The organism is Streptomyces sp. NPDC048504, assembly GCF_043200035.1.
Classification (GTDB): domain Bacteria; phylum Actinomycetota; class Actinomycetes; order Streptomycetales; family Streptomycetaceae; genus Streptomyces.
Map to the genome: position 1 here is coordinate 256,328 of NZ_JBICXA010000001.1, position 13,151 is coordinate 269,478.

Annotated in this window: 11 protein-coding genes; 8 read left to right on the forward strand and 3 right to left on the reverse strand. The window is 69.9% G+C overall.

What is annotated here, in order from left to right; translation table 11 throughout:
* Nucleotides 1–100: 100 nt before the first annotated feature.
* Entirely contained in the window at nucleotides 101–1,927 is a 1,827-nt protein-coding gene (locus tag ACGFY9_RS01175) for an acyl-CoA dehydrogenase (protein ID WP_393750710.1), read from the reverse strand.
* A gap of 133 nt (nucleotides 1,928–2,060) precedes the next feature.
* On the opposite strand from ACGFY9_RS01175, the gene ACGFY9_RS01180 reads away from it, so the two are divergent.
* The 3 genes from ACGFY9_RS01180 to ACGFY9_RS01190 all read left to right on the forward strand — a co-directional run bounded on the left by ACGFY9_RS01180 (nucleotide 2,061) and on the right by ACGFY9_RS01190 (nucleotide 4,274).
* Nucleotides 2,061–2,534, forward strand: coding sequence for an SseB family protein (locus ACGFY9_RS01180; protein WP_019073480.1), 474 nt, complete (start codon nucleotides 2,061–2,063; stop codon nucleotides 2,532–2,534).
* A gap of 109 nt (nucleotides 2,535–2,643) precedes the next feature.
* Entirely contained in the window at nucleotides 2,644–3,615 is a 972-nt protein-coding gene (locus ACGFY9_RS01185) for a pirin family protein (RefSeq protein WP_078622785.1), read from the forward strand.
* 215 nt (nucleotides 3,616–3,830) lie between these two features.
* A complete protein-coding gene (locus ACGFY9_RS01190; RefSeq protein WP_393750711.1) occupies nucleotides 3,831–4,274 on the forward strand; it encodes a VOC family protein in 444 nt (147 codons plus the stop codon).
* Here the strand turns inward: ACGFY9_RS01190 and ACGFY9_RS01195 are convergent.
* Nucleotides 4,217–5,392, reverse strand: coding sequence for an MFS transporter (locus tag ACGFY9_RS01195; RefSeq protein ID WP_393751739.1), 1,176 nt, complete (start codon nucleotides 5,390–5,392; stop codon nucleotides 4,217–4,219). The genes ACGFY9_RS01190 and ACGFY9_RS01195 overlap by 58 nt on opposite strands.
* Nucleotides 5,393–5,512: 120 nt before the next feature.
* Here ACGFY9_RS01195 and ACGFY9_RS01200 point away from each other — a divergent pair, with 120 nt between their 5' ends.
* The 3 genes from ACGFY9_RS01200 to ACGFY9_RS01210 all read left to right on the forward strand — a co-directional run bounded on the left by ACGFY9_RS01200 (nucleotide 5,513) and on the right by ACGFY9_RS01210 (nucleotide 7,960).
* Nucleotides 5,513–6,304, forward strand: a complete 792-nt coding sequence (locus tag ACGFY9_RS01200) for an AraC family transcriptional regulator (RefSeq protein WP_393750713.1) — start codon at nucleotides 5,513–5,515, stop codon at nucleotides 6,302–6,304.
* An 82-nt stretch (nucleotides 6,305–6,386) separates the two neighbouring features.
* A complete protein-coding gene (locus ACGFY9_RS01205) occupies nucleotides 6,387–6,785 on the forward strand; it encodes a peptidase inhibitor family I36 protein (RefSeq protein ID WP_393750715.1) in 399 nt (132 codons plus the stop codon).
* An 80-nt stretch (nucleotides 6,786–6,865) separates the two neighbouring features.
* Nucleotides 6,866–7,960 (forward strand): AI-2E family transporter, encoded by a 1,095-nt coding sequence (locus tag ACGFY9_RS01210; protein WP_393750716.1) that lies wholly within the window; start codon nucleotides 6,866–6,868, stop codon nucleotides 7,958–7,960.
* Here ACGFY9_RS01210 and ACGFY9_RS01215 read toward each other — a convergent pair.
* Nucleotides 7,882–10,074, reverse strand: coding sequence for a SpoIIE family protein phosphatase (locus ACGFY9_RS01215; protein WP_393750718.1), 2,193 nt, complete (start codon nucleotides 10,072–10,074; stop codon nucleotides 7,882–7,884). The two genes, ACGFY9_RS01210 and ACGFY9_RS01215, sit on opposite strands and share 79 nt — an antisense overlap.
* Nucleotides 10,075–10,239: 165 nt before the next feature.
* On the opposite strand from ACGFY9_RS01215, the gene aspS reads away from it, so the two are divergent.
* Together aspS and ACGFY9_RS01225 are read left to right on the forward strand one after the other, a co-directional pair.
* Nucleotides 10,240–12,003, forward strand: a complete 1,764-nt coding sequence (gene aspS, locus ACGFY9_RS01220) for an aspartate--tRNA ligase (RefSeq protein ID WP_393750720.1) — start codon at nucleotides 10,240–10,242, stop codon at nucleotides 12,001–12,003.
* A gap of 147 nt (nucleotides 12,004–12,150) precedes the next feature.
* A complete protein-coding gene (locus ACGFY9_RS01225; protein ID WP_393750722.1) occupies nucleotides 12,151–13,128 on the forward strand; it encodes an intradiol ring-cleavage dioxygenase in 978 nt (325 codons plus the stop codon).
* Nucleotides 13,129–13,151: the final 23 nt, after the last annotated feature.

A 13,151-nucleotide genomic window follows, 5' to 3' on the forward strand; every position in this document is an offset into this window, starting at 1 on the left:
CTCCCGGCGCCGGGAGCGGGCCCTCGCAAGGGCGATGTGGGGTTTCGCGAAGCTGTTCCGGTCTGTCCCGGAACGGGGTGCGGGGCTGGTGCGAGGCTGTCTAGAAGGCTGCCTCGTCCAGCTCCATCAGGTCCAGTTCCACGCCCTCGGCCACCTTGCGGGCGAGGGTCAGGCCGGGCAGCACATTGGCCGCGAAGAACTTCGCAGCCGCGATCTTGCCGGTGTAGAAGGCGCGGTCCTTGGCGGAGGCCGTCTCCAGCTTCTCGGCGGCGATCGCCGCGCCCTTGAGGAGCAGGTAGCCGACGACCACGTCACCGGAGGCGAGCAGCAGGCGGGTGGTGTTGAGGCCCACCTTGTAGATGTTCTTGACGTCCTGCTCGGTCGCCGCGAGGTCGGTCAGCATCAGGCCGACGATGGCCTCCAGCTCGACGGCCGCCTTGGCGAGGTGCTCGCGGGCGCCCGCCAGGTCCTCGCCGCCTGTCCCCAGCGCGAGGAACTTCTTGATGTCCTCGGCGAGGGAGTTGAGGGCCGCGCCCTGGTTGCGGACGATCTTCCGGAAGAAGAAGTCCTGGCCCTGGATCGCGGTGGTGCCCTCGTACAGGGTGTCGATCTTGGCGTCCCGGATGTACTGCTCGATCGGGTACTCCTGGAGGAACCCGGAGCCGCCGAAGGTCTGCAGCGACTGGGCGAGCTGCTCGTAGCCCTTCTCGGAGCCGTAGCCCTTGACGATCGGCAGGAGGAGGTCGTTGAGGGCCTCCAGGGCGGCGGCGTCCTCGCCGGAGGCCTCCTTGACCTGGATCTCGTCCTGGATCGCGGCGGTGTACAGGACCAGGGCGCGCATGCCCTCGGCGTAGGCCTTCTGCGTCATGAGCGAGCGGCGCACGTCGGGGTGGTGCGTGATGGTGACCTTGGGCGCGGTCTTGTCCATGAAGTTCGCCAGGTCGGGGCCCTGGACGCGCTCCTTGGCGTACTCCAGCGCGTTCAGGTAGCCCGTCGACAGGGTGGAGATCGCCTTCGTGCCGACCATCATGCGGGCGAACTCGATGATGCGGAACATCTGGCGGATGCCGTCGTGCTTGTCACCGATCAGCCAGCCCTTGGCGGGGTGGCGGTCGCCGAAGGTCATCTCGCAGGTGTTGGACGCCTTGAGGCCCATCTTGTGCTCGACGTTCGTCGCGTAGGCGCCGTTGCGCTCGCCCAGCTCGCCGGTCTCGAAGTCGAACTCGTACTTCGGGACGAGGAACAGGGACAGGCCCTTGGTGCCCGGTCCGGCGCCCTCGGGGCGGGCGAGGACGTAGTGGAGGATGTTCTCCGACATGTCGTGCTCACCGGACGTGATGAAGCGCTTCACGCCCTCGATGTGCCAGGAGCCGTCGTCCTGCTGGACGGCCTTGGTGCGGCCGGCGCCGACGTCCGAGCCCGCGTCGGGCTCGGTGAGGACCATGGTGGAGCCCCACTGCTTGTCGACGGCGATCTGCGCGATGTGCTTCTGGACGTCGTTGCCCTCCTCGAAGAGGATGCCCGCGAACGCGGGACCCGAGGAGTACATCCAGACGGCCGGGTTCGCGCCGAGCACCAGCTCCGCGTAGGCCCAGATGAGGGAACGGGGCGCGGTGGAGCCGCCGATCTCCTCGGGCAGGCCCAGACGCCAGTACTCGGAGTCCATGAACGCCTTGTACGACTTCTTGAAGGAGGCCGGGACGGGCGCGGTGTTGGTCTCGGGGTCGAAGACGGGAGGGTTGCGGTCGGCGTCCGCGAAGGACTCGGCCAGCTCGTTCTCCGCGAGCCGGGTCAGCTCCTCCAGGACGCTCTTCGCGGTGTCCGTGTCCATCTCCGCGAACGGACCGGTGCCGTACAGCTTGTCGCGCCCGAGGACCTCGAAGAGGTTGAACTCGATGTCGCGGAGATTCGACTTGTAGTGCCCCATGGCGACGACTCCGTAGAAAGATATGTACGACGAGACTTGTACTAAGCAGTAGCTACGATGATGCTACCCGTCGGTAATAAGACGCAACCCCAAGCCGTCCATCTGTGACTCGTTACTCGTTACTCTTGCGGGCATGTACGGCTACGACCAGAACGTGGGCGCTCAGCAGGGGTACGTCCCGCCCCAGCAGCAGATGGCCGGTGGCGTGGGCGGCTACGGCCAGCAGCCGCCGCTCTACCCCGAGCCGTCCCCGCCCTCGCTCGCGGACGCGGTGCGCGCGTTCACCACCGGGCAGATGGCGGCCGAGGACTTCCAGCAGGTCTTCGCGACCTCCAAGGTGTACTGCCCACGCGGCGACAACCCGGGCTTCCTCGCGCTCCACAACACCCAGCAGCCGGTGATCCCGATGTTCACCTCGCTCAAGGAACTGCGCCGCTACGCCGGCAAGGAGTCCAAGTACTTCGTGATCACCGGCGCCGAGGTCATCGACCTGCTGCCGACGGGGTACGGCTTCGTCGTCGACATGGAGGGCGAGCACCGGATGGTGTTCGACGCGAAGGCGGTCGAGCAGATGGTGGAGTTCGCGATGCGCAGGATGTACGGCTAGTTCTTCCACCCCTGTGGAGCCCGGAGGGAATGCCCTCCGGGCTCCTTCTGTTGTGGGGTAGCAGAAAGTTCAACGCTCAACTAAACTCGACGCACAAGGAGGTCCCGACATGCCTGCAGTGACCGTAGAGAACCCGCTGACCCTGCCCCGCGTGGCCGCGCCGGCCGACGCCGTGGCACGTCCCGTGCTCGCCGTCTCGACCGCGCCCAGCGGTTTCGAGGGTGAGGGCTTCCCGGTGCGCCGCGCGTTCGCCGGGATCAACTACCGCCACCTCGACCCGTTCATCATGATGGACCAGATGGGCGAGGTGGAGTACGCGCCGGGCGAGCCCAAGGGCACCCCCTGGCACCCTCACCGTGGCTTTGAAACCGTCACGTACATCATCGACGGCGTCTTCGACCACCAGGACTCCAACGGCGGTGGCGGCACCATCACCAACGGCGACACGCAGTGGATGACGGCGGGCGCGGGCCTGCTGCACATCGAGGCGCCGCCGGAGTCGCTCGTCGTGTCCGGCGGTCTCTTCCACGGCCTGCAGCTGTGGGTGAACCTCCCGGCCAAGGACAAGATGATGCCCCCGCGCTACCAGGACATCCGCGGCGGTCAGGTCCAGCTGCTGACGACCCCGGATGGCGGCGCGCTGCTGCGCGTCATTGCCGGTGAGCTGGACGGCCACCAGGGTCCCGGCATCACGCACACGCCGATCACGATGATCCACGCGACGGTGGCACCGGGTGCGGAGGTCACCCTGCCCTGGCGCGAGGACTTCAACGGTGTCGCGTACGTGCTGGCGGGCAAGGGCTCGGTCGGTGCCGAGCGGCGCGCGATCCACATGGGCCAGACCGCCGTCTTCGGCGCCGGTTCCTCGCTGACCGTCCGCGCGGACGAGCAGCAGGACGGGAACACCCCGGACCTGGAGGTCGCGATCCTCGGCGGCCAGCCGATCCGCGAGCCGATGGCGCACTACGGTCCGTTCGTCATGAACACCCGCGAGGAACTCCAGCAGGCGTTCGAGGACTTCCAGAAGGGGCGGCTGGGCACGATCCCCGCCGTGCACGGAATGGGTGAGGGCGGCCTGTAAGCCTCGCCGGAGCGGAAGTGACCGAAGCCCCGTCCTTGTGTGGACGGGGCTTCGGCCGTGTCGGCTCGGCGCCGGGATGCGGATTTTCCGGAGTTCGGTGGTCGGCGGATGTCGAGAACGTGCCGTCTGCTCCGTCCCAGGGACATCGGCGGCCACCACCGGCCGCACGGAGAAGCCGTAGCGGGAAGCCGTACCGGGAAGAAGGAGAGATCACCATGGCGATTCAGCGGATGGACAATGTAGGCATCGTCGTCGACGACCTGGACGCGGCCGTCGCGTTCTTCGTGGAGCTCGGTATGGAGCTGGAGGGCAGGGCGCAGGTCGAGGGCCTCGTCGCCGACCAGTGCACCGGGCTCGACGGCGTCCGCTGCGACATCGCGATGGTCCGGACCCCGGACGGCCACAGCCGCCTGGAACTGGCCAGGTACCGCAGCCCCGAGGCGACCAGTGCCGGTCCGCGCGACCGGCCGCACAACATCCTGGGCACCCACCGCGTCATGTTCGCCGTCGACGACATCGAGGACACGGTCGCCCGCCTGCGCCCGCACGGCGCCGAACTCCTCGGCGAGATCGCCCGCTTCGAGGACAGCTACCTGCTCTGCTACGTCCGCGGCCCGGAGGGCATCATCGTCGGACTGGCCGAGCAACTGCCCGTCTGAGTGTCGTACTGGCCCGGTTCGCGCAGGAACGCGGAGAGCAGCATCGCGAGTACCGGCACCGTGGCGAGTACCGCGAGGGCGCCCCGGGGACCGTAGTGCGTCGCGATGAGGCCCAGCAGCGGCATTGAAAGTCCGCCGGCGCTCACCGCGAGGCCCAGTGTGACGCCGGCGGCGGTGCCGGGGCGGCTGGGGAGGTAGTCCTGGCCGAGCTTGATGAGGACGGCGAACGGGATGTTCGAGATCAGGCCGACCAGCAGCGCGAGGGGCAGCGCGGCGTATTCGTCGTCGCAGATCAGCATGAGCCACAGGGCGGGCAGCATCGCCGCGTTGCCGATCTGGACGGTGCGCACCATGCCGATGCGGTCCGCCAGCCGCCCGCCGAGCAGCGTGCCGGCGACACCGCCGCCGAGTTCGAGCGTCAGGGCGAGCCCGCCGAGGCCGCTGCTCGCTCCCAGGTGGCGGATCCAGTACAGCGAGATGAAGGTGTTCAGCCCGGTCGAGATGGTGGACCGTACGATCTCGACGGCGGTCAGGGCCGCGAACCGGCCCGGCAGGTCCCTGCCCTGGCGCCGGACCGCTCCGACCGCCGTGGCGGATGTGCGGTTGTGGTGGCGGAACAGGACGAAGCCCATGAGGACGGCGGGCGGGATGAAGAGGGCCGTGGCGCTCATCCCGAGGGTGTCCAGGGCCGGGGTGACCAGCGCCGGGGCGATGAAGAAGCCGACGCTGCCGCCCGCGGCGAAGTAGCTCATCGCGGTGGCGCTGCCCCCGGCCGCACGGCGTGCGTCGCGGCCCGCGGGCGGATGGAACATGGCGACACCGACGCCTGCCGTCAGCAGGAGGGCGAAGACCAGTGGGTAGGAGGGCGTCAGTCCGGACAGGCCCGCCCCGATCCCCGCCAGGCCGACCCCCAGCGGCGACATCCAGCGCAGCCGGAACCGGTCGGCGAGCAGTCCGATCGGCACCTGGGGCAGTGCGCTGCCGAGCGTCGCGGCGAGGGCCAGGCCCGACGCCTGTACGTAGCTGAAGTCGCGTTGCAGTACGAAGTAGGGGACCGCGGCGGGTACGAGGCCCTGGTAGAAGTCGTCGACGGCGTGGGCGCTCGCCCAGATCCGTATCCGGCGCCAGTGTCCGGGCGGACCACCCGCCTCACGGGGAGTGTCTGCTTCCTGGATGGTTGTCACGCGTCCACGATGGGCCGGAACACCCCGGGCGCGCTTCCCGTATTCTGCCTACCTATGTCGCAGATCCGCCACGAGCCCGTCGCGCCGACCACCACCCGGTTCCTCGGTGGCGGCGAGACCATCGACCGGCACCGCCACGACGACCACCAGCTGATCTACGTCAGCTCGGGCGTGCTCGCGATCACCACGGAACACGGCTCCTGGATCGCCTCGAACGACCGCGCCGTGTGGATCCCGGCGAACACCTGGCACGAACACCGCTTCCACGGCCGGAGCCGCTTCCACACCGTCGGTTTCCCCGCCCACGGCAGGGCGCCCCTGCTCGACGCCGAACGCCCCGCGGTGATCGCCGTCGACAGTCTGGTGCGCGAACTGCTCATCGCGCTCACCGGCACCGCCCTCACCGACAGCGAGACCCGGCACATCGAGACAGTGCTGCGCGACCGGCTGCGCCGCGTGACGGCCGAGCCCGTCGCCCTGCCCGCGGCCCGCGACCAACGGCTGGCCGACGCCTGCCGCCTCGTCGAAGAGGACCTGCACGAGCCCTGCACCCTCGGCCGGCTCGCCGGCCGCGTGCACACCAGCGAGCGCACCCTCTCCCGCCTCTACCGCGACGAGTTCGGCATGACCTTCCCGCAGTGGCGCACCAGGGCCAGGATCTTCACCGCGATGGTCATGCTCGCCGAGGGCACCACCGTCACCGACACCGCCCACGCCTGCGGATGGGCCACGACCAGCGCCTTCGTCCAGACCTTCGCCCAGACGGCGGGCATCACCCCCGGTGCCTACCGCGCCGGCATGGACAGGACCGCGGCCGGCGAGAGAGCGGGTGCTCCGTCCGGGTGACCTGGGCCCGGCCGGGGCATGAAGGTGCCGCGCACGGAAAGAGACCGGCTGAAAGTGGACACCGACCGCAAGGAAGTCACCCGTGCGTATCCGCATGACTCTGGCCGTCGCCATGGCAGCCACCTGTCTCGCCCTGACCGGCGCGGCCAGCCCCTCTCAGGCCCGTACCCCCGCCACCTCCACCGGACAGGCGGCAAGCGCCGCGCAGCACCGCGCGGACGAGAACTGCGGAGCGGGGGAGATCTGCTTCTGGCACGACAGGAACTACTCGGGCACCCCCTGGCGATGGAGCCCCGCCTCCGGGTACCGGGACATGCCGTCCAACCTGCACGACCACGTGTACTCCTTCAAGGCCAACGCCAACGCCTGCTTCATCGACTGGAGCCCCCAGGAGAAGCGGCCGGTCGTCTCCGGCGACTACGCCAAGGCCTACGACACCAACTTCGGCACGCGGATCGACGCGGTGGGCCCCACCTGCTGAGTCCCTAGGGGTGCTTCTCGCGTCACTCGGGCGGGCCGTCCCGGCGGGACGGCCCGCCCGATGCGTGGTCGGCTGGGACCGTGCAGCTCCTCCCCGTTCCCGTCCGGCGCCTCGCCGCCTGGTGCGCCGTCATCCTGCTCGTCTCGGGGGTCGGCTACGTCGGGATCCGACTCTGCTCCGAGTTGCGGACCGCCGTGACGCCCGTGCTGCTCGCCCTGCTCGGGACCGCACTGCTCGGGCCGTTGTACCGGCGGCTGGTGAAGGCGCACGTGAACCGGTCGGTCGCCGCCATGATCACCTGTGTCGCGGTCGTCGCCGTGGTCGGCGGGGCCGTGTACATCGTCGTGGCCGCGCTGATCGACACCGGGGACCAGATCGTGTCCTCGCTCAAGGACGCGGGGAACTCCCTCGCCGACCACTTCGGGGCCGCCGGCACCTCGGTGGACGACCTGGCCTCCAACGCGAAGGAACTGCTCACCAAGTTCGGCGGGACGGCCGCCTCGAACGTCATCAGCGGGGTCAGTGTCGTCGGCGAGACCATCGCGATGGCCGTACTGGCACTGCTGCTCGTCTTCTTCTTCCTCCGTGACTCCGACCGGGCCGCAGGGCTGCTGCGCTCGCTCGCGCCGCACGGCACCGCCGATCTCGTCGAGGCCATGGCCCGCCGTGCCTTCGAGGGCGTCGAGGGATTCATGCGGGGGACCACCGTCATCGCCCTCATCGACGCCCTCTGCATCGGCATCGGGCTGCTCGTCCTGGACGTACCGGGGGCGTTCGGCCTGGCCGCGCTGGTCTTCGTCGGTGCCTACATCCCCTACCTCGGCGCCTTCCTCTCCGGCGCGGTCGCCGTGCTGGTCGCGCTCGCCGACCGGGGTGTCGTCATCGCGCTGTGGGCCCTCGGGGTCGTTCTCGCCGTGCAGGTGCTGGAGGGGCATGTGCTCCAGCCGATGATCCAGAGCCGGACCGTGCAGATGCATCCGGCGGTGGTGATGATCGCGATCACCGCGGGCGCGTCCGTCGCCGGGATCCTCGGCATGCTGCTCGCGGTGCCGCTGACCGCGGCCGCCTTCGGGGTCGTCCACGAACTGCGGGAGCGTTACGCGTCCCAGGACCCGAACTCCGAGACGCCGCCCGGGCCGTCGCCCGCGGTGTCCCCGTCGCCGTCGGACTCGTAGAGCTCGAACCAGATGCTTTTGCCCTCGCCCCTCGGGTCCACGCCCCAGGTCTCGGCGAGGAGTTCGATGAGGAGCAACCCCCGCCCGGAGGACGCCAGTTCGCCGGGGTGGCGCTTGTGCGGGAGATCGTCGCCGGCGTCCGTGACCTCGACCCGCATCCGCCGCTCACCGGGCTCGCCGGTCACCTCGGCGGTCAGCAGGGCGTCGGCGTCGGTGTGGACGAGGACGTTGGTGAGCATCTCGGAGACGAGCAGGACAGCGGAGTCGACCTGGTCGGCGCCGGTCCAGTCGTGGAGGAGTTCGCGCAGCTGCTGCCGGGCCACCGCGATCCGCTCGGGCTCGGCCTGCGCGACGGTGAGCACCGTACGGCGGATCTTCGGGGGGACGGTCGTCGTGTCGCCGCAGCCGCAGGCCTCGCCCTCGCGGGACAGCAGGAGTACGGCGATGTCGTCCTCGCGGCGGTCCGCGAGCGGGCCGGTGGTGTGGTGAGAGGAGGGTCCGTGGACCGCCTGGACGAGCGCGTCGGCGAGTTCCTCCAGGTCGCCCTTGTGCTCCTCCAGGATCGTCCGGATGCGCTGCCAGCCCGTCTCCAGGTCGTGGCCGCCGGTCTCGATCAGCCCGTCGGTGCACATCAGCATGGTCTCGCCGGGCTCCAGGGCGAGCGTGGTCGTCGGATAGTCGGCGTCCGGGTCGATGCCGAGCGGCAGCCCGCCCGCCGTGGGCCGCATCAGCACCGTCCCGTCCGCCATGCGTATCGCCGGGTCGGGATGGCCGGCGCGGGCGATCTCCAGGACCCCGGTGGCCGGGTCGGCCTCGACGTACAGGCAGGTCGCGAAGCGTGGGTCGGCCTTCTCCGCGTCGCCGTTGGTGATGCCGTGCAGGAAACGGGAGGCGCGGGACAGCACCGCGTCGGGCCGGTGGCCCTCGGAGGCGTAGGCGCGCAGGGCGATGCGGAGCTGGCCCATCAGCCCGGCGGCGCGCACGTCATGGCCCTGTACGTCACCGATGACCAGGGCGATCCGGCCTCCCCCGGAGGGGGTGCCCCCAGGCAGCGGGATCATGTCGTACCAGTCGCCGCCGACCTGGAGTCCGCCGCCGGTCGGGATGTAGCGGGCGGCGACGCTCATGCCCGGGATCTCCGGGCCCAGCGTGGGCAGCATCGAGCGCTGGAGCCCGTCGGTCAGCTCGCGCTCGGACTCGGCGACACCGGCGCGGGAGAGGGCCTGGGCGAGCATCCGGGCGACCGTGGTGAGGACGGACCGCTCGTCGGGCGTGAAGGCGACCGGGTAGGTGAAGGCGGCCATCCAGGCGCCCATCGTCCGGCCCGCCACGGTCAGCGGCAGGAACGCCCAGGACTGCCGGTGGAAGTGCTGGGCGAGCGGCCAGGTGACCGGGTAGCGCTCCTTGTACTGCTCCGGCGTGGACAGATAGACGGCACGGCCCGTCCGTACGACCTCGGCGGCCGGGTAGTCCGTCATCGTCGACATGTGCGAGAACGGGTCCTCGTCGCCCGGCTGGTGCCCGTGATGGCCGACGATCGTCAGGCGGTCGCCCGATACGCCGAACACCGCGAGGCCGTCCGGTGAGAAGCCCGGCATCGAGAGGCCCGCCGCGACCCGCAGCACCTCCGCCGTGGACCGCGCCTCCGCGAGCGCCCGGCCCGCGTCCAGCAGGAACGCCTCGCGGGAGCGCCGCCAGTCCCCGGTGACCGCCGTCCGCCCGGCCGGTGTGCCCGGCGTGGGCTCGGTGACCTCCTGGAGGGTGCCGATCAGCTCGTACGACCGCTTCTCGGGGTTGTAGGACGGCTTGGAGCGGCTGCGGACGACGCGGATGACCCGGCCGCGCTCGTCCATGATCCGGATGCGGACCTCGGCGAGGGTGCCCTCGGCGACGGCCAGCCCGATGACCCCCGTGATCTCGTTCCAGTCCACGGGGTGGAGTCGGGCCCGGGTCTGGGCCTCCGTGAGGGTGGTCTGTTCGGGGGGCAGCCCGAGCAGCCGTGCGGCCTCGGCGTCCACCGTGACCAGCTCCGAGGCGGTGTCCCAGTGCCACAGACCGGTCGCGAGGGCGGCGAGTACCTCCCCCACGGCGGGCAGGGGCTCACCAGTGCGCATTGCCCCACTCTAAGAAGAGGAGATCGAAACCTGCCACCGAGGGAGCCTTGCGTTAATGGTGGGGAGGCGATCAATGGGTGGCCGGTACCCTTGGGACGTCCGGGCTCCGGCCCCGGACGTTTCACGTGAAACACTCCCCGATCCGCGAAGGCTGGATGAACGACGATGCATCGGTACAGGTCCCACACCTGCGGCGAGCTCCGCGCCTCTGACGTCGGCACCGACGTCCGGCTGAGCGGCTGGCTGCACAATCGCCGAGACCTGGGCGGCATCCTCTTCATCGATCTGCGCGATCACTACGGCATCACGCAGCTCGTCGCCCGCCCCGGCACGCCCGCGTACGAGGCCCTCGACAAGGTGACCAAGGAGTCGACGGTCCGCGTCGACGGCAAGGTCGTCTCCCGCGGCACGGACAACGTGAACCCGGATCTGCCGACCGGCGAGATCGAGGTCGAGGTCGGCGAGGTCGAGCTGCTCGGCGCCGCCGCCCCGCTCCCCTTCACGATCAACACCGAGGACGGGGTCAACGAGGAGCGGCGTCTGGAGTACCGCTTCCTGGACCTGCGCCGCGAGCGCATGCACCGCAACATCATGCTGCGGTCCTCCGTGATCGCCTCGATCCGCTCGAAGATGGTCGCCCTCGGCTTCAACGAGATGGCCACCCCGATCCTGTCCGCGACCTCCCCCGAGGGCGCGCGCGACTTCGTGGTCCCGTCCCGTCTGAACCCGGGCAAGTTCTACGCCCTTCCGCAGGCGCCGCAGCAGTTCAAGCAGCTGCTGATGATCTCCGGCTTCGACCGCTACTTCCAGATCGCGCCCTGCTTCCGTGACGAGGACGCCCGCGCGGACCGCTCGCCGGGCGAGTTCTACCAGCTCGACGTCGAGATGAGCTTCGTGGAGCAGGAAGACGTCTTCCAGCCGATCGAGAAGCTGATGACGGAGCTGTTCACGGAGTTCGGCGGCGGCCAGGAGGTCACCTCCCCGTTCCCGCGCATCCCGTTCCGCGAGTCGATGCTGAAGTACGGCTCCGACAAGCCGGACCTGCGCGCCAAGCTCGAACTCACCGACATCACCGACGTGTTCGAGGGCTCGGAGTTCAAGGCCTTCGCCGGCAAGCACGTCCGCGCGCTGCCGGTGCCGGACGTCGCTGCGCAGCCCCGCAAGTTCTTCGACCAGCTCGGCGACTTCGCGGTCACCCTCGGCGCGAAGGGCCTGGCCTGGGTCCGCGTCACCGAGGACGGCTCGCTGACGGGCCCGATCGCGAAGTTCCTGACCGAGGAGAACGTCGCCGAGCTGACCAAGCGCCTGTCGCTGGCCGCCGGTCACGCCGTCTTCTTCGGCGCGGGCGAGTTCGAAGAGGTCTCGAAGATCATGGGCGCGGTCCGCGTCGAGGCCGCCAAGCGTGCCGGGCACTTCGAGGAGGGCGTCTTCCGCTTCTGCTGGATCGTCGACTTCCCGATGTACGAGAAGGACGAGGAGACCGGGAAGATCGACTTCTCGCACAACCCGTTCTCGATGCCGCAGGGCGGTCTGGAGGCCCTGGAGACCCAGGACCCGCTGGACATCCTGGGCTGGCAGTACGACATCGTCTGCAACGGCGTGGAGCTGTCCTCCGGCGCGATCCGGAACCACGAGCCCGACATCATGCTCAAGGCCTTCGAGATCGCTGGCTACGACCGTGACACCGTCGAGGAGCAGTTCGCCGGCATGCTGCGCGCGTTCCGCTTCGGCGCCCCGCCGCACGGCGGGATCGCCCCCGGCGTCGACCGCATCGTCATGCTGCTCGCCGAGGAGCCGAACATCCGCGAGACGATCGCGTTCCCGCTCAACGGCAACGCGCAGGACCTGATGATGGGCGCGCCGACGGAGCTGGACGAGACGCGGCTGCGTGAGCTGCACCTGTCGGTGCGGAAGCCGCAGCCGAAGTAGGAGCAACACGTAGGTAGTTGGGGCTCGAAACCGGCGTCGGTTTCGAGCCCCTTTCGTATGCGCACAGGATTCACAGCGCATTCTCATGTTCATGTCACGCCGGGCGCCTTTAGCGTCCCGGGCATGACGGATTCCCGAGTACCCCCCATGGATTCTCAACCCCCCACGGACTCCGAAGTCCCAGAAGACAAAGGCCAGTTGGCGCGTCGTACGGTCCTGGTGGCCGGCGGTGTGGCGGTGACGGCGGTGGGCGTCGCCGGAGCGCTGTCGGTGAGCGCCTCGGCGCAGGAGGCCACCACCGCGCCCCCGACCCCGACCGGGGACACCTGCTACACGCTCACCTCGGAACTGGTCGAGGGCCCGTACTACATCGACGCCGACAAGATCCGCCGCGACGTCACCGAGGATCAGGAGGGCATCCCGCTCACCCTCGACCTCACGGTGATCGACGCGGACACCTGCAGACCGCTGCGGAACGCGGCCGTGGACATCTGGCACTGCAACGCGACGGGCGTCTACTCGGGCTACGAGTCGACCGGCGGAGGCGGCGGCCCGGCCCCCACCGGCGCACCGCCCTCCGGCACCCCGACCGGCACCCCCACGGGCGGCCCGCCCGGTGGCGGCGGAGGCCACCAGGAACCGACCGACGACGACCGCTTCCTGCGCGGCACCTGGCACACCGACCGCCACGGCCACGTCACCTTCAAGACGGTCTTCCCCGGCTGGTACCAGGGCCGTTGCGTCCACATCCACGTCAAGGTGCATGTCGACGGTGAGTGGACGGACGCCGGTTATGAAGGCGGCCACACCTGCCACACCGGCCAGCTCTTCTTCGACGAGAAGTCGGTCATCGCGACGTCGGTCCTGGAGCCGTACGTCTCGAACACGGCGACCCGCACGACGCTCACCGAGGACGGGATCTACCCGCAGAACGGCCACGAGGGCGGCCTGCTGTACCTCCAGTACGACCGGCGGCGCATCGGACGGGGTGTGCGGGCGCGCCTGACGCTGGGGGTGGCGCCGGACGAGACGAACGAAGGGGAGGGCGGCGGAGGCCCGGGCGGTCCGGGAGGCCCGAGCACGTCGGCGTCACCGTCGGCTTCGCCCTCGGCCTCGGCGAGCTGACGAAGGCACGCCCCGTCCCGGCC